Raw genomic sequence first — 24,419 nt, forward strand, 5'->3', positions numbered from 1 at the left:
TTAATTATTAAAATCACATATTGAATGGAGTGTTATATTTTAACAATCAGGTGTAGAACCGCTTCAAACCTGATTGTTTCTATATATAACACGAAAGTTCGATGTAACAAGTTACATCGAATTCAGGTTAAGTTAACTCAAATAGGAATTAAATGAATGAATTACAACAACAAGCATCTGACCCAGAATATTCTGTTTGGGTTTCTGCCTCAGCTGGTACAGGCAAAACCAAAATTTTAACAGATAGGGTGCTGCGGTTACTAATTAAGGGAGTCCCATTTGAAAAGATCCTATGCTTAACTTTTACTAATGCAGCCGCCCTTGAAATGCAGAGTAGGATTAAAAATAAGCTTGCTAAATTTGCTGCAAACGAAACCGCTAAATTAACTGAAGAGTTAGGTTTATTACTTACTAGAGAGCCTTTAGAAAGTGAGGTACAATATACCAAAACTTTATATCACAGACTACTAAACTCTGAAGATGGTATTAATATTTACACTATCCATGCTTTCTGTCAGAAGATGCTTAAATTATTTCCTTTTGAAGTTGGCATTAATCCAAAATTTCAGATTCTTGACGAGATTACAGCACAAGGGGTTCTTAGCAAAATAAGAAACCAAATCTATTTAGATCCGACTTATAATGAGCTGATTAGTTTTTTTCTGACCAATTTTCATGAAACAACTATCAATGATATTTTCTCTGAAATAATCCAGCAAAAAATTAAGTTTAAGAAATTATTTGCCAAACAAATGGATTCTGTAGAGTACGATGCTCAAACTATTTTTGCACAATTATCAAATATTTATGACCAAGCTAAGCAATTATTGGCAAAATACTCAATATCTATTGACCTAGATCAAGAAATTCAACAATTTTTCCTTACTAAAGAAAACCTTAAGCGTAAGAACATATTGCCTAAATCTGTGGCAATGAAGTACCCAAAGTTATTGAATGAACTTGAATATATTCAAGAGAAAATTTTTCAGCTAGATCAACAAGCTAAAATGCAAGATATGGAGAATTGCTCAAATTCGTTACGTAACTTGGCAAAAATTTTTCTTGATAAATATGATTCCTACAAAATCCAGCATAGTTTGCTTGATTATGATGATTTAATTTATCTTACGCAGTTATTATTAACGGATAATGCTGCAAAAAATTGGGTAGCTTATAAACTTAATGGCGGGATTGACCATTTGCTTGTTGATGAAGCACAAGATACTAGCCCGGGACAATGGGACATTATCACTGCAATTATAGCAGACTTTACTTCTAGCACTAAGAAAAAAAGTACTATTTTTGTCGTAGGCGATGAGAAACAGTCAATTTTTAGCTTCCAAGGAGCAGATCTTAGCTCTTTTAGTTATGTTAATGAAAATTTGTATAAAAACCTATCTGATGCAAATAAGAATTTCAGAAATATTACCCTACAGTGGTCTTATAGATCTACTAAAGAAATTATTGATATTGTCTATCTAATTTTTCAACAAATTAAACATACTACCCCCCCATTATTTACATCTGATAACCCTAAAATTTTGCCATTTCGTCAAACTCATAAAGGTAGAGTTGAACTTTGGCCATTAGTTAAGGGTGAAAAAGAGAGTAAGTTGTTTTGGCCTTTACTGGAAGAGCATAATAAATCCAAATCTGCTCAGCAATTATTTGCACAACAAATTGCTAGTTTTATAAAAAGCCAAATAGCAAGTCGAAGAATCCTGCCTGCTACTAATTCCGAAGTCAAAGAATCAGATTTTATGATTTTGGTACGCAAGAGAGATGAGTTGATTTTTGAGATTATTAACTGTCTTAAGCAACATGGTTTGGCAGTAGAAGATGTTGATCGGATCACTTTAAATAAAAGTTTGTCAGTATTAGACTTAATGAGCATAGCAAAATTTGTACTACTACCTCAAGATGATTTGAATTTGGCTAGTTTGTTAAAATCACCAATAATCGGCATGAGTGAACAAGCACTACAAACTATTGCAATTTCTCGAGGCAAAAATTCTATTTGGGGTTACCTACAAACTATCCCAGACTATGCAAGTATATATAAGAAACTGTGTCATTTCTTGCAACTATACAAGGTTGCCAATTGTGAGAATTTTTTTTCACTTATTGTCGATTGTTTGGATGTTAGAAAAGTTTTAGTTGAATCTAATGGATTTGATAGTAATGACGTAATAAATGAATTGATATATTTGAGTAGCAATTATGCTAATAATATAGATAGCTCTTTGCAAAGCTTTGTTTATTGGTTTGAAAATAACAAAATTGAGATTAAAAGAAACTTAGAATCGTCAAGTAAGATAAAAATTATGACCGTGCATGCTTCTAAAGGTCTGCAAGCACCTATTGTTATTTTGTGTGATACTAGTTCAGTACCAACTAATAGTAATAAATTTATTTGGGACGAAAATCAAGTGTTCTCTACCACTCAATCAGCCAATAGCCCAGAATTCTTTAAAGCTCTCAAAGAAAAGGAGCAACAAAAAGACTTACAAGAATATATCAGACTACTTTATGTTGCAATGACTAGAGCCGAAGACCATTTAGTGATATGTGGTTATCAGTCAAGTAGTAAGCTGCCACAAAATTGTTGGTATGAGTTGGTTGCTAGGACAATGAATATGCGCGGGAAGGTACAGGAAAATGGTATTATAGTTTATGAATCAGTTATTGAAGGAAGTGGAAATGGGCTATGTCATCCTACGAAAGTCGCGGATCTAGATTCCCGCCTTTGCAGGGATGATATAAAGGAAAGTAGGGATGACATATACGATGAAACGATGTCATTCCTGCGAAAGCAGGAATCTAAAGAAATAGACCAAAAGGGTGCTTTAGATATTCTAGATCCCTGCCTTCGCAGGGATGACATAAACCATTGCAGGGATGACATAAAGAGAAGTAGATATGACATTGAAGACAGCGGGAATGATATTGAAGATTGGATACCAAATCTTTTTTTAATTAATAAAATCACCAAAAATACAAAGCAAAATTATTCAGTCAATTCTCCTCTTATAGTTAATGATCATTTGGAATATGGTAAGATATTTCATAAAATTCTAGAAGATGCCACAAAGATCAATGATTTTTCTAGTATGAATAAACATCCGTTTATTTACAAGTTACCAACAACTCTGCAAGAAAAGATTCATAGCAATATTGATAAATTACTGAATAATATAGAATTTATGGCACTTATTTCCCAAGAGCTAAACACTGAAGTGACGATAGGAACAACTATAAATGATGAGGTTAAGATAGGACGAATTGATTTACTTGCTATTGATACGGGGAAAATAATCATTATTGATTACAAATCTGATGCTAGTCCACCTAAAACCTGTCAATTAGTTAAGGAATCTTATATTGATCAGTTGAATTTTTATCGACATATAGTAGCAAAACTGTATCCTAACAGTGAAATCATTTGCAAAATTCTATGGCTAGAAAATGCCAATTTTATGACTATTAGTTAACCTTCAACCTATAATACGTAGGTAATATGACAAAATTAGTAAGAGATTTAGTTCCACAAATTATCTTAAAATCTGGTCGAATACCAGTCTTTCGTATTGCAGAACCGGCTGAGTATAAACAATTATTAAGACAGAAACTTTCTGAAGAGGTAGAAGAATTCTTAAAAAGTGAATCTATCGAAGAAATTGCTGATATCATAGAAGTACTTGAGGTAATATGTAATAGCAATTCTTATAAATTAAAGGATATACTAAACATTAAAAAGCACAAAAAAGATACCAATGGTGCTTTTGACAGTAAAATAGTTTTAGAAAAAATAATCATAAAAACCTAAGCTACCTAATAACAATTAAGTGAGTCAATTATTAAAGGGCTGGCAACTAATTTCAAAGATTGTAATGATAAGCTAAAAGAGCCTGATCTCTCATCAACTTTTTCTTTAATACCATCTTACCATTTTTATCTACACCATGAATTTGAAAAATTCTTTTTGCACTCAAATAAAATCATTCCAAAAAAAATATGTCATCTTTTTTACAGTATTATATATAATGCAACCTAATTTATTTTTGTTAAGTAAAAAACGTGAAAAAAAAGCTTTTTATTAAAACTTATGGATGTCAAATGAATGTATATGACTCCATCAAGATGCAGGATTTGCTAGAGCCATTCGGTTATCAGCCAACTGATTCTATGCACCAAGCTGATATGATTATTTTAAATACTTGTCATATTAGGGAGAAAGCTGCAGAAAGAATGTATTCCGAGCTTGGTCGCATCAAACAAATTAAAGATGATAGAAAATCAAAGGGAGAAGGTAATGTAATCGTTACTGTTGCTGGATGTGTTGCACAAGCTGAAGGTGATGAAATTTTTAGAAGAGCTAGTTATGTAGATATAGTAGTAGGGCCACAATCTTACTACGATTTACTAGAGTTGATAGCAAAAATTGCTAGACATGAAAAACATGTAATTAAATTAGATTTTGTTGAAGAAGCTAAATTTGATAAGCTGCCTGAACAGTCTAATATACAAGGAGTAAGTAGCCTTATTTCAGTTCAGGAAGGTTGCGACAAATTTTGTACTTTCTGTGTTGTACCTTATACTCGGGGTGCAGAATTCTCAAGGAATCTAGAACAAATATACATAGAAATCGTAAAATCCGTTTCAAACGGAGCAAAAGAGGTAATCTTGCTAGGTCAGAATGTTAATGCTTATCATGGAAAAACTATTGAAGGCAAAGAGTGTAGTTTAGCAGATCTAATCAGCTACGTAGCAGAAATACCAAATCTTGAGCGTATTAGATACGTTACTTCTCATCCTATTGATATGACAGAAGATTTAATTCTGTTACATGGGTCTGAACCAAAATTAATGCCGTTTTTACACTTGCCAGTACAGTCAGGTTCTAACAAAATTTTAAAATCAATGAATCGTAGACATAACAGAGATTATTATTTCGATATTATTAATCGTTTAAGAAATGCGAGAAGAGATATAGTCTTTTCATCTGACTTTATTGTAGGATTCCCCGGAGAAACGGATGAAGACTTTGCTGATACTTTAGATCTAGTAAAGAAGGTTGGTTATGGTCAGTGTTATTCTTTTAAATATAGTCCAAGACCTGGTACACCTGCTGCGGTTAAAGAGCAAGTGCCTGAACATATCAAATCTAGGCGTTTAGCAATTTTACAGCAAGAAATCTCTCGCCAACAATTATTGTTTAATGAAAGTTGTATTGGTAAAATAATGCCAGTATTGTTTGATCGTGACGGTAAATTGGACAATCAACTGATAGGGAAAACATGTTATATGCAGTCGGTGCATGTAATAAACCCTGCAAGAGATTTGTTCGGTCAGATTATCGATGTAAAAATTATCAAGGCTGGGGCAAGTAGTTTGAGCGGAGAAATGGTGCTGTGATCCAATTTACCCCAATTCGGGATAAGAATTAGCTTTAATATAAGGAAAAATACATTCTTAAAGCGGTTTTGCGAATGTATTTTAAACTCGATAATCAAGTTTTTATTGAGTTACCCCAATTCGGGATAAGAATTAGTTAATTCTTATCCCGAATCAGCTTTAATATAAGGAAAAATGCATTCTTAAAGCGGCTAACGCGAATGCATTTTAAACCTTTCTAAAGCTAAAAACGTGATTTTAATCTTTTAAAATCATGTTTTTAGCAAAATATTAATTTAACAATCAGATGCAGAGCCGTCTCAAATCTGATTGTTTCTATAATTTTACCGAATTTGGGATAAGAATTGACAAATTCTTATCCCGAATTCGCGTGAGTTATATAATTCAGGACAGTTTAAAAGTCATGAAAAGAAGCCGAGAAGATGTCATTCTCGCGTAGGCTTTGTTGCGTGGATCACTAGTATGTCATTCCCGCGTAGGCGGGAATCTAAAAAAATAGCCTAAAAGACTATTAAACATTATTAGATCCCAGCTTTCGCTGGGATGACATCGTTTTGACATTAGTACTACAACTGTAGCACTAAATAGCGTAGTTAATAATGGGAAATGGTATTACATATAGGTGTCGCTCCATCGCTCCTGCTACCCAATTCTCCTGAATTAACTATAGACAAAAAGCTGGTAGCAGAAATATTATCTAAGATAAAACTTTTACTTAAATAAATGTGAGAAACACTTTGTCAAAAATGCTCAAATTTTTTTATATATCTTTTAAATTATTTATAATATCAGGCATAATAGCTCTTAGTGCTTGTATATATTTGTTGTATCATTACTCTAAAGATCTACCTGATTATTCTCAACTTGCCGATTATCATCCACCATCGGTAACAAGAGTTTATGCACAAAATGGAAAATTAATGGAGGAATATGCTTTGGAACGTAGAGTTTTTGTACCTATTAGTAGTGTACCACGCTCTCTTATAGAAGCGTTTATTTCAGCAGAAGATAAGAATTTTTTTGAACATCCAGGAGTTGATTTTATAAGTATAATCAGAGCAGCCATATTCAATATCTCTAATATTTTGCATCATCGTAGAGTAGAAGGAGGGTCAACTATTACTCAACAAGTAGTCAAGAATTTTTTATTAACCTCTGAAGTATCAATAGAACGTAAGATCAAAGAGGCAATTTTATCCTATAGGATATCAAAAACCTTTACTAAAGATCAAATTTTGGAGTTATATCTTAATCAAACATTTTTTGGTAGGGGAGCTTATGGAGTTGCCATGGCTGCTCAGAATTATTTTAATAAGTCTATTGAAGATTTAACTGTTGCCGAATCAGCTTTTATCGCTGGTCTACCAAAAGCACCATCAAATTTTAATCCGGAGAGAAATTATGCTAGGGTGAAAGATCGTAGAGATTATGTTATTATGAGAATGTTGGAAGATGGTTATATAACGCAAGAAACAGCAAAAGAAGCAATAGATAGCCCTATTACTTTGCAAAAGCGGGATCGTAACGAAACCGTTACAGCCGGTTATTATGCTGAGCAAGTACGGGAAGAAGTCATTAGTAAAATTGGCAGTAAAGAATATTTCTATACTGGAGGGTTAACGGTCATTACTTCACTTGATGCTGGTTATCAGCAAGCTGCAGAAAATGCTCTTAGGCAAGGCATAAGAGCATATGACAGGAAGCATGGTTTTAGAGGAGTCATAACTAATATTGATTTAAATAACTGGCAAGATAATTTAAATAAAGTAGCAAAGCCTCCAGCTATTTTAGAATATCAATTAGCTGTTGTGTTAAATGTTTCGGATAATCAAGCAGAAATTGGTCTTTGTGACTTGAGTCAGTCAAAAATAGTTTTATCAGAAATGAAGTGGGCAAAAAATGATCTTAAATCAGTAAAAACTCTTTTAAAGAAAGGTGATGTTGTAGTAGTCGAAAAAGTAAATGCTAATTACTATTTGCGGCAAATTCCTACCGTTAATGGTGCGATTATAGTGATGAATCCTACAACAGGTCAGGTACTTGCCAGCGTTGGTGGATATGATTTCACAGTTAGTAAATTTGATCGTGCTACTCAGGCACTGCGACAACCAGGGTCACTCAGCAAAACTTTTGTTTATCTTGCTGCTGTAGAAAACGCAATCCAGCCAAATAGAATCTTTGAAGATGGTCCAGTAGAGATTCCACAAGGTCCTGGCATGCCAGTTTGGCGACCAAAAAATTATAAAGGGAATTTTTTAGGTGCAATTACTATGCGTATAGGGCTTGAGAAATCACGAAATCTTGTTACTGTTAGGGTAGCACAAGCTATAGGACTAAGCAAAGTTGCTGAGATAATCAAGCGATTTGGTATTAATAATGAGCCGAAGAGATTTTATTCTATGGTACTTGGTTCGCTCGAAACCACACTAGAAAAAATGACCAATGCTTATGCAATAATTGCCAATTCAGGAAAAAAAGTTACGCCGCATTTCGTAGAGCTAATTAAAGATCGTAATGGTAAAATAATTTATCGTAGAGATAATAGAGAATGTAAAAATTGTAATGTATCTGACTCCCAGCTTACTGATAACTTATCACTCCCTATCCTACCTCAACCCGACTATCGGATGATTACCGATGAAGCAAGTGATTATCAGATTATCTCATTTCTCACTGGAGCAGTTGAAAGAGGTACGGCAACCACTGCAAAAAAACTTGGTAAGGTTATAGCTGGCAAAAGTGGTACTACCAACGATAGTATGGATACTTGGTTTATTGGTTTTACTCCAAAAATAGTTGTCGGAACATATATTGGTTATGATACGCCAAAAACACTAGGAAAAACTGCAACAGGGTCAAGTGTTGCCTTGCCTATATTTATTGATTTTATGGAGAAGGCTTATTCTGATATTCCATCACTGGCATTTAAAGTACCAGAATCAATTAGATTGTTACCAATAAATCCAACAACTGGTAAAGTTACTTCTTCTAGTAGTATTATGGAAGCATTCAAAATTCATGATATACCAGTATTAGATTATCAAGAAGAAAACCAAGGTCAAGATAATGATGCTTTCCATAATATTCCTCCCGAAAAAGATACTTCTCAGGAAATATATTAAGCTCGAGTATTGATGTAATACCATTTCCCATTATTAACTACGCTATTTAGCACTACAGTTGTAGTACTAATGTCAAAACGATGTCATCCCAGCGAAAGCTGGGATCTAATAATGTTTAATAGTCTTTTAGGCTATTTTTTTAGATTCTCGCCGTTGCTGACAGCTCTGGGTAGTAACTACAACTGTAGTATTAGCGTAGTTAATAATGGGAAATGGTATTACATCAATATTTGAGGTTATATTAAGCTCAAATATCATGAAAAGGTAATAGTTCAGGTTCATTTTTAAGATTTTTAATCTTTTCCGGTAAGTCTAAATAAACGGCTATAGCTAAAAATAGCCCTAAATATTGTTTAGGATTCACTAAAATTGCTAGATCTTCGTAAATTCTTGAAGGGGTTACAGAGGAGAATTGTTTATATAATTCTACAATCTCAAAAGAAGGGTTATGTGCGAAGGCAGCTTTTAATATTTCAATGTTTTTATTATTCCAGCTAGAAGAATTTAGAGGTAGATAAAGATTTAATGCGAAGGTATGTGAAGGTATAAGTTTAATAGCTGATTCTAAATAATGTATAGCATCCTTTTCTTCATTAGCTTCCAGCATATTTTTGGCAGCGTCAACATAGTAATCAGCAATTTTGTTCTTTATAGACTCTAGTTTTTGTGCGTCAACTCTGCTAAGTTTAGATACCACAAAGATAAATTTTGTCCACAGAGAAAGTTTAGCATAACAATTAAGTAAAATTTCTAAAGTTTCACTATCAAATTCATTTAGGTTAAACGATCTAACAGCATAATTCTCAGCTGTTTCATACATATTATTTTGATAAAATATTTGTGCAAGTCTTTTGGTAACAAAGGCACTATAATGTTTAGATTGCTCTAATTCCTGAAAATATTTTATTCTTATTGAAGTATCTAATTCTGCTTCTGCTAAAAGTAAAGTATGAAATACCTTGTTTTCTTCGCTTAAACGGTAAGCTATTTTTTGGATCAAAGCTACTGACTTTGATTTTTCACCAGCAATATATTCTGCCATAGCTTTCATCAGTAGGTAATTATCAGTAGTGGCTCTTTTGGAAAAGAAAAGATCTTTTAAATTAGCAGGTAGGTCAATAATTAGCAATATTATTTTTAAAAAAATAGCACTAAAAAGTGTAAATAATATATATAAAATAATGAAAGTAAAAAAGGAGGTTTCTATATAATAATCATATAAATTTAAGGTTAATGTTGAGTCAAGCTGATTTAAGACAGAAAAGCCTAAATATAATAACAAAAATGTAATACAAATTATTAATAATCTTATCATTATTTTACTCTACAAATTTTTGCTGTAATTCTTCTGAATAAAAGAAATTAATAAAAAAATCTAGATTGCCTATTATTCTCAACTTTAGTTTTTCTTTATCTTTGGTAAAACTAGATTTTCTTTCAATCTTAATAAATTTCTCGATCCAACAATTTGCTTTTGGAAAGATCTTGACTAAACCTAAACTATTATTAAGTAAATAATTTTCATTATAATTATGTAGGTCTAGCAAAATATTTTTTATTTTTGTAGGTAACTCTACAGTTTCAATTTGACGAATTTGCTGTGTATAATCTTTATCTTGTAAAAAATTCATCACTAAAAGATTAACGCTAAGTAAATAAATGGTATAATTAGGGGGGGTCTTAGATGGTTCGGGTTGGTGGTTTAATAAGACCTCTTCTTGTTTTGGACTATTATCTTCTTGAATTACATCATGTTCTGACATAGAGTCTGTTTTAGAAATAGTTGTATTATTGGGTAATTCAGAATCGACCTTTTTATTATTTAAAAAAGTCATATAAGTTACCGATATTGCAAATAACACAATTAGAATAATTGTGAGAATAATAGGATTATTACTACGAACTTTTATTATATTAGTTTCTGATTTTTGCATTATAAATTAATAACTCTAACATTTGTTGTGGCTGTCCATTATCACAATAAACCACATTTTTGGCAAAATATCTAATAATATTTGCCACTTTTTCACTTATAGTAATCACTAAACTATTATCTAGTAGTTTTAGCAAATTATTTTTTATTAATAATTCAATGAAAGTCTTAGTGCTGTTCTGTGAATATAGTAAAATAAAATTGATGCCCTTTTCAATCTCTGCTATTTGGTATAGTTGGGTCGCGTATTTTACCTGATAAATAATGTGTCTTTTTATTCTTTGGGGCAAATCTTGAGTAATTTCATTTGACGATAAATATATGGTTTGGTCATATATTTCTTGAGGGATGTTTTCTAGTAGATCTTGAATATTTGTAGCAACATATCGTACTACAAAATTTTTTTGTTCTAGAATTAACTTTGATGAATTGCCGACTATCCATACGTTCTTTTGTTCTGCCTCTTGATGTCCAGCAAGGATTCTAGCAGCAAATTTACTGGTGACAATTATATTAACATAATTATGCAAAATAGTGCTATTTAATGGCAAAGCTTGATATTCCACTAAAGGAGAACAGATATATTTAAAACTACAATTTTTCTCCAATTCTCTAATGATTTCATCATTATCCTCTAAACTTCTAGTTAATAGCACCGATTTCATAGAGCTAGCTTATGGCATAATTCTTGATAATCTATGGCAAGTGGTTTAGAACCAATAATAGATAAAGTAGGTTTTGTAACAAATATTTTGTTAGCAATATTTATTAGATCTTGTTTTGTTATATTCATAATATGTTCAATAATTTGTTCCGTAGGTATATATTTGCCAAAAACAGCAAAATTCTTACCAATTTCTTCTGATTTATAAGAAGATTTTTCTTGAGCCATATAGATACTAGTTTTTAGTTGTATTTTAGCCCTATCAATTTCTGAGTCTTTGATGTCTGTAGAAATTTTTTTTATTTCATTAACTAATTGTTCTGCAAGGAATGGTAGTTTATCATGATTAGTGGAGGCATATATGCCAAAAATTCCACTATCATAGTAGGAGCTATTATAGCTACCAATTGAATAAACCAGTCCAAGTTTTTCCCTGATTTGTTGAAATAATCTCGATGACATACCATTGCCAAGTATTAGTGAAAGAACTTGCGTATGATATAATTGTTGTATGTTAAAATACGGCACACTCTCGAAACCTAGAACTAGGGTAGTTTGCTCAAGATCTTTGGTGATAAAGCTATGTCCCCCAGTATATCTAACTTTCTCAAAATGACTATTTTGTTTATTTTTTAATGAACAAAATAATTTTTTGGCAAATTCTACAACTTGCTCATGGGAAATATTTCCTGCTACTGATAAGTAAATATTTTCGGCATTATAATGTTTGTCAACATAATTACTAAAATGTTCTCTATCAAATTTAGCCAAACTGTCGTGAGTTCCTAGAATTGACCTGCCAAGTGCTTGATTCTCATAAGCACTACTGTAAAATTTTTCATGGATAAGTTCATCAGGGTTATCTTGAACATGAGCAATTTCTTGTAGAATCACCTGATATTCTTTGGCTATTTCTTCCTTTGAAAAAACTGAATTTTGTATGATATCTGCCAGTATTTCTAAAGCTTTATAGCAGTTTTCATTCAATATTTTTGAATAATAAACAGTTTGTTCATGCGAGGTATATGCATTAAAATGTCCTCCTATAGAGTCAAATTCTTCAGCAATTTGTTTAGCAGATCTAGTTGTTGTGCCTTTAAATGCCATATGTTCAAGAAAATGGGATATGCCTATTTCTGAAGATTGTTCATAGCGGCTACCTACATTGACAATGACATTAATAGCTACAGAATTTACATTAGGCATATGGTAAGTAACAACGGTTAGTCCATTGTTAAGTTTGCTTGAGTTGAAAGTCATTTTATCACTTATTAGATTGTATCTTGAATATTAGCTCAATATGGAGTTAATATGGTCGGAAGGAGTGACGCCGTTTAATTTAGATTGGTCTTTAAAGACCGAGGGAATCTTGGTGCACTCCTTCCTTGAATCGCAAAGTATAATACGAACGGTAGGATGATCCTTTAGAGATCGAATTTACAATCATGTATCAAAACTTTGCAAAACAACCACTAATTATAGGTAAAGCAAATGACTGAAAAAAGCAAGATATTTATGGGAATAGATGTTTCAAAAAATACGCTTGATATATCTATGAACAATATTCATTGTAAGATTAAAAATACAGATAAAGCTATTTCTGATTTTATAAAATCAGAAATAGCTTCTCGAAATATTGTGCTTACTGTTTTGGAATCTACTGGCGGTTATGAACGTTTGGTTATGAGGATGTTGCAACAAGCCGGGCTTGCTGTGCATAGAACTCATCCTAATAGAGTTCACGCTTTTGCCAAGGTCTGTAACCATTTTGCTAAGACTGATAAATTGGATGCGTTATTACTTGAGAAATATGCAGCTTTTATTGCTAATGATGAGAAAGGAGACCAAATAATTTCTGTTATACAAGAAGAATTACAATCTCTAAGGAGCATAGAACGTAATATAGAAGAAGATATACATGCTAATCAATGCAGAACAAAAGTTGCATCCGAGAAGGCCAAGAAATATCTCGAGGAAATGATAAAGTGTGGCAAAAAACAGCTTGAGGAAATTAGAAAAGATATAAAGGCTGCCATAAAGGAAGATAAGAGTTTAAAGGCAAAAAATGATTTGCTGATAAGCTATAAAGGTATAGGCGAAAAAACAGCTAGTGTTTTGCTAATAGAACTGCCAGAGCTTGGTGTGCTGAGCAATAAGGAAATTGCAAGCTTAGTTGGACTCGCCCCAAAAACAAGCCAAAGCGGTCAAAAAACTAATGGGGCTCATATTAGAGGCGGCAGGTTTTTTGTTCGAAAAAGCTTGTATATGGCTGCTTTAGTAGCGATGCGTCATAATGACAAAATGAAGGCATTATATGAACGTATGACTAATGCTGGTAAAAAAGCAAAGGTCGCTTTAGTAGCCGTTATGCGTAAAGTAATTATTTGTTTAAATTCTATGGTGAAAAATAATAAAATTTATGAATACTAATCTACTTTTTTTCTTGACTAGCAAGACGGTAGATTCCAATGACCTTAAAATAACTCTTTACGAGTAGTTATGCAATAGGTCTATTATTTTCTACATAAATTTCATAATATTTAGTATAATAACCTCAAACAACTAAAGATATTTTCGTGTCCCAAAAAATCAATTTCGCTAAAATGCATGGATTAGGTAACGATTTCGTGATTATTAACCAGCGTGATTTACCTAAAAATTGTGATTTGCAACAATTATCTCTAAAGATTGCCAATCGCCATACTGGTATTGGTTGTGATCAGTTTATTATTTATGATAAAAAACCAAATTACTATGAGATGATTATATATAACCAAGATGGATCAAGTGCCAAATTATGTGGTAATGCTTCAAGATGTCTTACCAAGCTGATATATCTTGATTTAGGTATAAAGGAAATCACTTTGAGGGTATACGGAAAACAATTATCTTGTAAGATACTGAATGAGAACGAGATTGAAGTAGATAGCGGGATAGTTAGTTTCGAGGAAGATTGGATGCCTTCATCCGAAAAAATTTGGCCGGTTGTAGAGCGTTATATGATCGACATCAAGGAAGTTATTTGTGCCGATATTGGTAATCCACATTTTGTTATTTTTAGCGATCTCACTATTGAAGATAAAGAAATAATAGGAGAGAAATTACAGGAAAAAGAATTATTTGCTGATGGTGTTAACGTTAATTTTGCTTCAATCAAGGATAATAAAATTTATTTATCGGTTTGGGAAAGAGGTACAGGCTTAACTCTTGCTTGTGGTAGTGGAGCATGTGCTAGTTTTGCTTCTGCGGTAAAGCTTGGATTTATTAGCTCTCCTTGTCAAGTGGTGTTTCAATTAGGTAGTCTACAAATGTCAAAACAAGGCGAGAATATAATTATGACCGGTCCTGCCGCTTTAGTTTCACGAGGGGAGTTTTTTTATGGCTAAATTACAAGCAGTTGTAACCCAAGAAGTTGTAACTTTTGGCTGCAGATTAAATATTTATGAAAGTGAAGTGATCAAAAATAACTTAGCTATTTCTGGTCTCGAGAATGTCATAGTATTTAATACTTGTGCAGTTACTAAGGAAGCTGAAAAACAGTCGTGTCAAGCAATTCGTAAGGCTAAAAGAAATAATCCTGATGTAAGAATTATTGTTACTGGTTGTGCTGCCCAGAATAACCCAGCTATTTTTGCTAATATGGTTGAGGTTGATAAAGTAATTGGTAATGAAGAAAAATTGATTGCTAGCAATTATCAATTTACCGAAGAAAAAGTGGTGGTAAATGATATAATGTCGGTTACTGCAACTGCTAATCATATGGTGAGTAGTTTTGACGGTAGGTCTCGTGCCTTCATTCAGGTGCAAAATGGTTGTAATCATCGTTGTACGTTCTGTATGATACCTTATGGTAGAGGTAATAGTAGGTCAGTACCGATGGGCGTTATAGTACGGCAGTTAAGGGCATTAGTAGAAAATGGTTACAATGAAGTAGTATTTACAGGAGTTGATGTGACGGCTTATGGACCAGATTTGCCAGGAAATCCAACTTTTGCCCAGATGATTAGACGAATTATTGGCTTGGTTCCAGAACTAAAGAGGCTTAGATTATCTTCAATTGATGTAGCTGAGATCGATGATGATTTGTTCGATCTTATGGCTTATGTACCAAAGATTATGCCGCATTTTCATATTAGTTTACAAGCTGGTGATGATATGATACTTAAGCGTATGAAACGTCGCCATAATCGTCAAAATATTATTGATTTTTGTCATAAATTGCGTAATTTAAGGTCAAATGTATCATTCGGTGCAGACATTATAGCTGGTTTTCCGACGGAAACTGATGCAATGTTTGAGAATACAAAAAGACTGATCTCTGAGGCAGATTTACAATATTTACACGTTTTTCCATATTCTGAACGCGATGAAACTCCGGCTGCAAGAATGCCGCAAATAGCAAAATCGATTAGAAAAGCAAGAGCAGAAATTTTAAGAACTGCCGGGGAACAACAATTACAAAAATTTTTCCAAAGAAATATAGGGCAGGAAGTAGAGCTACTTGTAGAACAGAATAACATAGCTCATACAGAAAATTTTATTCCGGTAAAACTTGAAGATAATTTTGATGTAGGACAAATTGTTAAGGCTCGGCTAGTTGCTATAGAAGATAATCATATGATTTCAGAAATTTTGGTATGAACAAGTTTAAAAATATTGCTGTTTATGGTGGTGGTAGTTGGGGAACTGCACTAGCCTGTCAAGTGGCAAGATGTTACGATAATGCTCCAATATTTTTACGTGATAATAATATTGTTGAAGAAATAAAAAATAATAAAACCAATAGCAAATATTTGGGTAGCGATATTACATTACCAAGTAATATAGTGCCTTATAGTGAGTTGGCAGCTATTTTAGATCAAGAAGTAATAATTATTGCTGTACCATCTTTTGCTTTTCATGATACTCTGAATATATTAAAAGATACTGGGATATCTAAGGATGTGGCGTTATTAGTTGCAACTAAGGGATTTTCTAGAGATCCTACAGAACTACTATCCGATAAAGTAAAAAAGATATTACCAAATAATCCATTGGCGTTTATCGCTGGACCTAACCTAGCTAAAGAAGTTGCTCAAAATTTATTAAGTTCGGTAACTATTGCTTCTGTAGACATTGACCTTGCAAGAAGATTGGCAATTAGTTTAATATCACAGCAATTTAAGGTTACTGTAACTGACTATGTGGTAGCAATGCAAGTGGCATCTGCTGTTAAAAATATTGTAGCGATAAAAAGTGGTTGGTATGAGGCAAAAGGTTATGGACAAAATGCTAAAGCAGGTCTGATAACGGGGGGGCTTCAAGAAATAAAAATTTTATCTGAGGCCATTGACGGAGAACTAGGGGATAGCTCTATTTTATATGCTCCAGGCGTATTAGGGGATTTGGTGCTAACTTGTTACTCTAAAGAATCACGAAATAGTAGATTTGGCTATGAATTAGGGAAACATTTAGATGTTAATAAATTTTTAAATGAAAATTTATACTTAGTGGAGGGTCGAGAATCTGCTAAACTGGTATTGGATCTCATAAGAAAATATGATCTAACATTACCGATTATTTCATCAGTAATTAAAGAACTGAAATTAGTATGAAGTTTTTTGGCAATTTATCACAAATATTTGGTAAAATAATATTATTAGAATTCTGTTTGTTATTATTAATTTTTCCGTTAGAAAATTTTAGAATTAATGGAGAATCTATTATTTTCCCAGCTTTTGAAGTTAGTTTACTCTACTATTTTTCCACATTTTATCATATTGGTTTCTGGCTAATATTTTTAGCAGGAATAATTTTTGACCAGTTATATTCCATGCCAATTGGTACAAATTCTTTGGTTCTGATAATTGCTCACATAACTTTAGAATTCACAGGAAAATTTTTTGTACTTAGAAGTTATTTAACAAATTTTATCGTCTTTTGTTTCTATTATTTCTTTATATTACATTTTAGATATTTGCTAATTTTAAGCAAAGGCTTATCTTCGGAGGGGTATTTTATGATGTTAATGCAGTATCTAACTACTATATTCTCATATAATTTGCTACGAATTCCACTTGATAAAGCATTAGAATATTTTAGAAAACATGCTAAATAGTAAAATATTATATAGCCAGTTAATATCAAGAAGGGCTTTTCTCATAGGTTCAGGAAAACTGACATTGCTTTCGTTATTGGCTGGAAGAATGTTTTTTATGGAGTTGCTTGAAAATGATAAATATCGTACTTTATCTGATAAAAATCGTATAAGTTTTATTCTAATTCCACCTTTTAGAGGGCAAATTTATGATATCAGCGGTAACATTATGGCTACAAACCAAACTTGTTTTAGGTTGTTACTTGACATACATGATGGCAATGATTACAAAAATGAATTAGCTCTAGTTGCCAATATCCTAGAATTATCCGAGGAAAAACAAAATTACATTAAGCAAAAAATAAAAAAAGCCAATAAACATACTCCTTTAGTTATACTAGATAATCTTAGCTGGCAACAAATGTCACTTATTGAAGAACAAAAGTTAAATTTAAGTTCTATTTTTGTAGATGCTGGTTATGCAAGATTTTACCATTTTTCAGAAGCGACTTGTCATGTGATAGGGTACACTGGACAGATTAATGAGCAAGAAAAACAAGATTTACAAATTAACAATTTAGGGGATTTTAATATTGGAAAATTTGGTGTAGAAAAATATTATGAAGACAAGTTACGTGGAAAATTTGGTTATAAGCAGATAGAAGTAAATGCTTTGGGCAAACAAGTAAGAGAAATCACCAATATTCAAAGCCAGCAAGGTGAGGACTTACATTTAAATATTGACGTGGAACTACAACAAAGAGTGCAGCCATACTTAAATAAACAAGGTTGCTCTGCAATAGTTATCGATACCAATAATGGTAATGTGCTAGTGCTGGCTATGTCACCAGTATTTGAGGCCAATAACTTTATAAAATTATCCCAAGATTACTGGCAAAGTTTAGTCAATGATCCCTATAAGCCGTTGATTAATAAGACCATACAAAGTACTTACCCACCTGGATCTATTTTTAAAATTATTACAATTTTAGCCGGATTAGAGAATGGCATTAAACCAACTCAAACTGTTAATTGTACTGGTGCTTCAGTATTAGGTAATAATAGTGCTAGGTGCTGGAATCGTCATGGTCATGGCATCGTTGATATGTATAATGCTATCAAACATTCTTGTAATTCTTATATGTATGAAATAGCTCGCTTAATAGGTCATAAAAGAATATTAGATATGGCAAGAAATTTTGGTTTCGGTACAAAAACTGGCATTGATTTAACCGGAGAAGCATCAGGTTTTATCCCTTCAGAAGAGTGGAAAATGAAAAAATTTAACTCTAAATGGACGATTGGTGATACTCTTAATTTATCGATAGGGCAGGGATTCTTATCAGCTACTCCAATCCAATTAGCTAGATTTATAACGGCAATTGCCAGTAATGGGAAATTGTATAATCCTAAAATTGCTAAAGATATATCAGTAAAAGATGGGTCAGTATTTGATCAGGTTAATATAAATCAACAATATCTAGATATTTTAAAAGAAGGCATGTATAGAGCAGTTAATACGCAAGGTGGGACTGCCTATTATAGCAGAATTTTGACAGAAGGGCATCAATTAGCTGGTAAAACAGGTACGGCACAAGTGCAATCAAAGGCTAATATCAATGATGATTTAAATAGAGAGTCAATTGCTTGGGAAAGGCGTAACCACGCTATATTCGCTGGGTTTGCTCCTTACCTACAACCTCGTTACTCTATTTTAGTTTTTGTAGATCATGGTGGAGGCGGGGGCAGAGCAGCAGCCCCTATAGCTAGTAAGATTATGGCTATGGTACTTGATAAATATAATTGAATATTTTTTACTATTCGTACTTAGTGCTAGCGATTTTATAGTATATATTAGTATTTATATAAAAACTTAGAAACTCGCAATATGACAGACCCAATTCTTAAACAATTTGTAATTATTTTACCTGAGATAATGCTGACCTTACTAGCTTTATTTACTCAGACATATGCAGTGTTATTTAGTACAAAAACTAAAACCATTAGCAATATTCAGATATTACTATCGGCAATATTACTTATTGTTGCTTTTCAACAGTTGCAGTATCTTGCTTTACAAGGTTCAGATAATGATATAATAGCTTTTCATAATTCTTTTGTCGTTAATCATTTTACTGTTGGTTTTAAATTCTTTGTTTTATTATTTTCAATAATGACCATGATGATTTATCAGGCATATTGTAAAATTACTGGGGAAGAATTTAAAAGTGAATTTATTACTTTAATAGTACTATCGACTGTTGCTATTTGTATTACTATATCAGCCCGTAATTTTTTACTTTTATTTGTTGCTATGGAGTTACAGGCACTGGTAGCCTATGTATTAGCTGGCTTTAATCTGAATAATATTAAAGCATCAGAAGGAGCGTTAAAATATTTTATCCTTGGGTCTTTGATTAGCTGCCTAACGTTATTTGGCATTTCCTTTATTTATGGATTTGGCGGTAGTTTAGATTATAGTAATATTTTTCAGAAATTGAATCATTCCCCGCAGCCAAATATTGGTTTAATAGTGGGTTTAGTGCTTTTTTTAAGTGGTATCTTATTTAAATTATCAGCTGCTCCTTTGCATAGTTGGACTCTAGATGTATATGAAGGGTCTCCCATTCCTTCAATTACCTATTTCTCTGCTGCCACAAAAATTGGCAATGTGGTGGTATTATTAAATATAATGACTATGGTAATTGGAGATTATAAGCAAATTTCAGTTGATCTAATAAAAATCACTGCGATTTTGTCCATGCTTATTGGGGCAGCTGGTGCTATTAGACAAACCTCCCTTAAAAGGCTAATGGGTTACAGCACTATTCTAAATATTGGCTATGTTTTAATGGCTATTTCTTTTCATACTCCTCACGGTGATAGGGTAGCATTACTATATATGATTATTTATGCTGCTTCTGTCACTGGCTTTTTTGCCTGCCTAATTACTCTGCTGGGTGAAAAATCAGATTCGGCAACTTTTGATGATATTAAAGGCCTTGCTTCTACCCGTAAGGCGTTAGCTGCTGGGATTGCGATTATCATGTTCTCTATGATAGGCATTCCACCACTGGCAGGATTTCTTGCGAAATACAGCGTTTTCTATCAGGCTATTATAGAGAAGCAATTTACTCTAGCATTTATAGCTATTGGCACAAGTGTTATAGCGGCTTATTATTACCTGAAAATAGTTAAGTCTATGTACTTCTTTGAGGCGAATAAAAGTTTAAAACGAGTTTTAGTACCAACACCTAAGAGTTTAAAATTTATATGCTATTTGATTATTGGAGTTTTATTGTTTCTGTGTGTTTTTATCCAGCCACTTGCTGATACTATGGATGGTTTATAGCTATGTCATGGCAGGAAAAATATAATCTACTAATTTTTGATGAGATAGATAGTACCAGTTCTGAAGCTATTAGGATGGCTAAGGCTTGTCCTGATAAAAATTATGTAATATTTGCTAAAAATCAAACAAAATCGCGTGGGAGAAATACAAAAGCCTGGCATTCTAGTCTAGGAAATTTGTATGTTAGTATATTATTAAATCATAAGATTGATCTTAATTTTATTCCACAATTATCTTTTGTTATGGCTATTGTTGTTTATAAAACCATAAGATCTTTGTGGGTGGAATCGGAGAATTCTATCAAATTAAAATGGCCCAATGATGTTTTGATAAACGACAAGAAAGTATCGGGTATATTGCTTGAATCTATTAGTATAAATGATAATAATTATCTTATTATAGGTGTTGGCATCAACGTTAAGGGAAGCCCTTTAAATATTGATCAATTGGCAACCAATTTATCCGATGAGAATATAGAAGTAAAAGATCTAGAATATTTATTAGAGCTTCTCATGATTAATTTTGAAAAATATTTTAGTAGATGGAAACAAGAAGGGTTCAGTAAAATAAGACAATATTGGCTTAAAAGAGCTTATAAGTTAGGTAAGATGGTTAGCGTAAATGATGGAAACACAAAAATTTCAGGAATTTTTAAAGACATAGATGAAAACGGGAGCATAAGGATTCAGCTTGCATCAGGACAGGTTTGTTGCGTTAATTATGCTACGGAAATAATTTATTAATTCACCTTACGTATAGCATTTAAAAATTGCAGAAAAGTACAAGACGTCTATTAGCGAGACCACGTGAGTGTAGTGGCAATCATAGTACCCTACATTTTTTATATAACCACTATTAAAATGGCTGCTGATCGTCATTGCTAGGAGTCGCTGAAAGCGACGACGCGGCAATCCAGGATACGCGAAGCGTACTAGAAAAAACAGCTTCGCTGTTTACCTAGATCGCCACGGCATCTAAAGATGCCTCGCGATGACGATTATAGAAAAATGTAGGGTACTATGAGTGGCAATCCACATTCATTAGATTGCTTCGTCGCCACAAAGTGACTCCTCGCAATGACGCTAGGCTGTTTTTCTCATGACTTTTAAATTGCCATGGGAGTTATGCGTAAGGTGAGTTATTAACTGATATTTTTTTGATAAAACTCTATAGCCTTGTTTAAATCCTCTGCTGTATCAACAGAGATAGGGATATTGTTAACATAACATACCCCTATGGACATGTTATTTTGTAAGGCTCTTAGTTGTTCAAGTTTCTCGCTTAATTCTAAAGTTGAAACAGGTAAGTTTATGAATTTAGTTAATGCTTCTTTGCGAAACCCATACATTCCTACATGATATAGAAATTCTTCTGCACCGTGTGGAATGAGATTACGAGAAAAATACAAAGCCTTATCATTATGATCAGTAATAACTTTGACATTACTATGACCATTTACGGCATCTATACCAACTTTTACTACTGGGGTCATAATATCATGGCTACTGGACTTTAGGTTTTCAATAACTTTGATAATTGATTCCGGTTCAACAAAAGGCATATCACCCTGTACATTCAGGATATAATTAATATGGTGATTGTTAGGTATTGCTTGAAATGCTTCGTATACACGTTCGGTACCAGTTTGACATTCCTGGGTTGTTATAATAACTTGTCCACCGCAATCAGTAACTATTTTAGCTATAGTTTTTGAATCAGTTGCCACATAAATATTTCTTAGTTTGGTTAAATATACTTGCCTAAGAACACGTTCAATTATTGAGATTCCCCCTACAAGTTGTAGAGGTTTTTCGGGAAGTCTTACTGAATCAAGTCTTGAAGGGATAATAATTGCAACATCAGAATGCATAAACTACCATATAACTATATTTAACCTCATGTATGGATCTCCCGTAAAATGCAAGAAAAAACACATATTCCTAGAAAGAGATCTATTAATTGATTTAAGACTTGGTGGTAAAGTTAGTAAAGAAGAATTTCAAACCAAAAAACAGAAATTAAAAGATTGTCAGTATGAAATTAGCCAATTATTAAAGCAGATGATAAATTTACTGACACCACTGCAACTCACAAATCTTGCCTCTGAAGCCTATGAGACTTTCAAAGGTTCTGAAAGCCCTCAAAAACGTAAGATGATAAGTTTCATACTTCAGAACCTCAAACTAAACGATCAGAAGCTAGAGTTTACCTTGCGTTTCCCGTTTTATATATTCGAAAAAACTACTACTAGTCTTGAATGGCTCCCCGGGCCGGACTCGAACCAGCGACCGAACGGTTAACAGCCGTTTGCTCTACCACTGAGCTACCGAGGAACATTTGCCTTTATATAGACTAGGTTTCTTATAACAAATCTTTTGACTAGGGTCTAGTATTTTCTTATTTTATCTATAAAAAATAAATAGACCTCTTGCAGAATTCGTTTATGCTGAGGCATTTGAAGGAGACTTGGAATCTCGACCCGCAACGTATATCACGCGAATTCGGGATAAGAATTTGCCAATTCTTATCCCAAATTCGGTAAAATTATAGAAACAATCAGATTTGAGACGGCTCTGCATCTGATTGTTAAATTAATATTTTGCTAAAAACATGATTTTAAAAGGTTAAAATCATGTTTTTAGCTTTAGAAAGGTTTAAAATGCATTCGCGTTAGCCGCTTTAAGAATGCATTTTTCCTTATAACAAAGCCAGTTCGATATAAGAATTAATAATTCTTATATCGAACTGAGGTTAATTAAGAAACATTACTATGCTGGTGTACCTGAGCATTCATTACTAATCCAAACCCAATAAGCATTGATACCATCATTGTACCGCCGTAAGATATAAAAGGTAAAGGCACACCTACCACTGGCAATAATCCCATCACCATAGCTATATTTATAAATACATGACTAAATAGGGTTGATGTTATGCCTATTACCATCAGTTTACTAAATATAGCTCTACAATTCACAGCAATCATTAATGAAATTATTATAATTGCACAATAAAGAATTAACAGAAACAAACTACCAACAAAACCAAATTCTTCAGCAAAAGTAGCAAAGATAAAATCGGTCTGATGCTCTGGTAAAAAATCTAGATGGCTTTGGCTACCTTTAGCTAACCCCTTGCCCCACAACCCACCAGAACCAATAGCGATTTTTGATTGAATAATGTTATATCCAGCTCCAAGAGGATCTTTCTCAGGATCAAAAAAAACCATGATTCTTTTTCTTTGATAATCATGCATCACTTGCCACATAACTGGTATGCAAGTAAGGACTATAATACCAATTATTACAAAATTTCTTACTCTAAAACCAGCAGCAAAAAAAATAATACTAGCAATAATGATATTAATCACTCCAGTACCTAGATCCGGTTCTTTTATTATCAGTATAACTGGTACTATCACACCTATTATAGGCAATAATATCTTGTAAAATCTAGCAAAATCCTCAATTTTTAGTTGATGAAAATACCTAGCTAACATTAACACTACTGCTAGTTTTGTTGGTTCAGAAGGCTGCACACGGATAACTCCTAAATCTATCCAACGCTTTGCTCCCATAGAAATAGATCCAAAAAGCTCAACACTAACTAATAAGATAATAATAGCAATATAAAATATATATGAGAATTTAAATATATATTTTATATCAATGGTTGCAATAATAATCACAACTGGTAAAAACAGGAAAAAATGCATCATCTGCTTATACGCCCAAGGGTGAATATTACTGTCTGAAGCGGAATATAGTACAACAAAACCAATGCTACAAATCACACTAATAAGCATAATTAAAGTAATTGGTAGTTTTTTTAGTTTTTCAAAATAATTTCTTTGAATT

General features: G+C 32.8%; 18 protein-coding genes, 1 tRNA gene and 1 pseudogene. 13 read left to right on the forward strand and 7 right to left on the reverse strand.

Translation table 11 applies throughout. The features are described from left to right. Positions 1 to 152 precede the first annotated feature (152 nt). From ACN1AG_RS00990 to ACN1AG_RS01010, 5 genes and pseudogenes are all read left to right on the forward strand, one after another. Positions 153 to 2,630, forward strand: a pseudogene (locus ACN1AG_RS00990) (UvrD-helicase domain-containing protein); the annotation flags it as partial. A gap of 165 nt (positions 2,631 to 2,795) precedes the next feature. Further along, a complete protein-coding gene (locus ACN1AG_RS00995) occupies positions 2,796 to 3,491 on the forward strand; it encodes a PD-(D/E)XK nuclease family protein (protein WP_417905623.1) in 696 nt (231 codons plus the stop codon). A 26-nt stretch (positions 3,492 to 3,517) separates the two neighbouring features. Then, a complete protein-coding gene (locus tag ACN1AG_RS01000; protein WP_417905149.1) occupies positions 3,518 to 3,826 on the forward strand; it encodes a nucleoside triphosphate pyrophosphohydrolase in 309 nt (102 codons plus the stop codon). A gap of 251 nt (positions 3,827 to 4,077) precedes the next feature. Then, complete coding sequence (gene miaB, locus ACN1AG_RS01005) at positions 4,078 to 5,415, forward strand: tRNA (N6-isopentenyl adenosine(37)-C2)-methylthiotransferase MiaB (protein WP_417905150.1); 1,338 nt, start codon at positions 4,078 to 4,080, stop codon at positions 5,413 to 5,415. Between the two features lie 746 nt (positions 5,416 to 6,161). Continuing rightward, positions 6,162 to 8,537 carry a penicillin-binding protein 1A gene (locus tag ACN1AG_RS01010; protein WP_417905151.1) on the forward strand — a complete coding sequence of 792 codons (2,376 nt, stop codon included), beginning with the start codon at positions 6,162 to 6,164 and terminating at the stop codon, positions 8,535 to 8,537. A gap of 247 nt (positions 8,538 to 8,784) precedes the next feature. On the opposite strand, the gene ACN1AG_RS01015 is transcribed toward ACN1AG_RS01010, so the two are convergent. The 4 genes from ACN1AG_RS01015 to ACN1AG_RS01030 are packed head-to-tail and all read right to left on the reverse strand — an operon-like array spanning position 8,785 to position 12,394. Beyond that, positions 8,785 to 9,852, reverse strand: coding sequence for a tetratricopeptide repeat protein (locus tag ACN1AG_RS01015; RefSeq protein WP_417905152.1), 1,068 nt, complete (start codon positions 9,850 to 9,852; stop codon positions 8,785 to 8,787). A gap of 4 nt (positions 9,853 to 9,856) precedes the next feature. After that, positions 9,857 to 10,471, reverse strand: coding sequence for a hypothetical protein (locus ACN1AG_RS01020; protein ID WP_417905153.1), 615 nt, complete (start codon positions 10,469 to 10,471; stop codon positions 9,857 to 9,859). Then, entirely contained in the window at positions 10,452 to 11,135 is a 684-nt protein-coding gene (locus ACN1AG_RS01025; RefSeq protein ID WP_417905154.1) for a uroporphyrinogen-III synthase, read from the reverse strand. Before ACN1AG_RS01025 ends, ACN1AG_RS01020 begins: the two co-directional genes overlap by 20 nt. Then, positions 11,132 to 12,394: a M16 family metallopeptidase gene (locus tag ACN1AG_RS01030; RefSeq protein ID WP_417905155.1), complete on the reverse strand. Its 1,263-nt coding sequence runs from the start codon at positions 12,392 to 12,394 to the stop codon at positions 11,132 to 11,134. The genes ACN1AG_RS01025 and ACN1AG_RS01030 overlap by 4 nt, the downstream gene beginning before the upstream one ends. 231 nt (positions 12,395 to 12,625) lie before the next feature. Here ACN1AG_RS01030 and ACN1AG_RS01035 point away from each other — a divergent pair, with 231 nt between their 5' ends. The 8 genes from ACN1AG_RS01035 to ACN1AG_RS01070 all read left to right on the forward strand — a co-directional run bounded on the left by ACN1AG_RS01035 (position 12,626) and on the right by ACN1AG_RS01070 (position 21,305). Continuing rightward, on the forward strand, positions 12,626 to 13,564 hold the full coding sequence (locus ACN1AG_RS01035) for an IS110 family transposase (protein WP_417905156.1): 939 nt from the start codon (positions 12,626 to 12,628) through the stop codon (positions 13,562 to 13,564). 146 nt (positions 13,565 to 13,710) lie between these two features. Continuing rightward, the gene (gene dapF, locus ACN1AG_RS01040; protein ID WP_417905157.1) at positions 13,711 to 14,520 is read left to right on the forward strand and encodes a diaminopimelate epimerase; all 810 of its coding nucleotides are present in this window, start codon (positions 13,711 to 13,713) and stop codon (positions 14,518 to 14,520) included. Then, positions 14,513 to 15,775, forward strand: a complete 1,263-nt coding sequence (gene mtaB / locus ACN1AG_RS01045) for a tRNA (N(6)-L-threonylcarbamoyladenosine(37)-C(2))-methylthiotransferase MtaB (RefSeq protein ID WP_417905158.1) — start codon at positions 14,513 to 14,515, stop codon at positions 15,773 to 15,775. The genes dapF and mtaB overlap by 8 nt, the downstream gene beginning before the upstream one ends. After that, a complete protein-coding gene (locus ACN1AG_RS01050; protein ID WP_417905159.1) occupies positions 15,772 to 16,728 on the forward strand; it encodes an NAD(P)H-dependent glycerol-3-phosphate dehydrogenase in 957 nt (318 codons plus the stop codon). The genes mtaB and ACN1AG_RS01050 overlap by 4 nt, the downstream gene beginning before the upstream one ends. Beyond that, positions 16,725 to 17,231 (forward strand): hypothetical protein, encoded by a 507-nt coding sequence (locus ACN1AG_RS01055; protein ID WP_417905160.1) that lies wholly within the window; start codon positions 16,725 to 16,727, stop codon positions 17,229 to 17,231. The genes ACN1AG_RS01050 and ACN1AG_RS01055 overlap by 4 nt, the downstream gene beginning before the upstream one ends. Then, a complete protein-coding gene (gene mrdA, locus ACN1AG_RS01060) occupies positions 17,221 to 19,017 on the forward strand; it encodes a penicillin-binding protein 2 (protein ID WP_417905161.1) in 1,797 nt (598 codons plus the stop codon). The genes ACN1AG_RS01055 and mrdA overlap by 11 nt, the downstream gene beginning before the upstream one ends. Positions 19,018 to 19,098: 81 nt before the next feature. Beyond that, the gene (nuoN, locus tag ACN1AG_RS01065; RefSeq protein ID WP_417905162.1) at positions 19,099 to 20,562 is read left to right on the forward strand and encodes an NADH-quinone oxidoreductase subunit NuoN; all 1,464 of its coding nucleotides are present in this window, start codon (positions 19,099 to 19,101) and stop codon (positions 20,560 to 20,562) included. Positions 20,563 to 20,564: 2 nt separating this feature from the next. Continuing rightward, on the forward strand, positions 20,565 to 21,305 hold the full coding sequence (locus ACN1AG_RS01070; RefSeq protein ID WP_417905163.1) for a biotin--[acetyl-CoA-carboxylase] ligase: 741 nt from the start codon (positions 20,565 to 20,567) through the stop codon (positions 21,303 to 21,305). 398 nt (positions 21,306 to 21,703) lie between these two features. On the opposite strand, the gene ACN1AG_RS01075 is transcribed toward ACN1AG_RS01070, so the two are convergent. The 3 genes from ACN1AG_RS01075 to rodA all read right to left on the reverse strand — a co-directional run bounded on the left by ACN1AG_RS01075 (position 21,704) and on the right by rodA (position 24,418). Further along, a complete protein-coding gene (locus ACN1AG_RS01075; RefSeq protein WP_417905164.1) occupies positions 21,704 to 22,432 on the reverse strand; it encodes a 3-deoxy-manno-octulosonate cytidylyltransferase in 729 nt (242 codons plus the stop codon). A gap of 388 nt (positions 22,433 to 22,820) precedes the next feature. After that, positions 22,821 to 22,895: transfer RNA gene (locus tag ACN1AG_RS01080), tRNA-Asn, on the reverse strand. Positions 22,896 to 23,317: 422 nt separating this feature from the next. Then, entirely contained in the window at positions 23,318 to 24,418 is a 1,101-nt protein-coding gene (rodA, locus tag ACN1AG_RS01085; protein WP_367364798.1) for a rod shape-determining protein RodA, read from the reverse strand. Position 24,419 lies beyond the last annotated feature (1 nt).

Origin of the sequence: Candidatus Tisiphia endosymbiont of Micropterix aruncella, from assembly GCF_965178575.1 — a bacterium.
Lineage (GTDB): Bacteria > Pseudomonadota > Alphaproteobacteria > Rickettsiales > Rickettsiaceae > Tisiphia.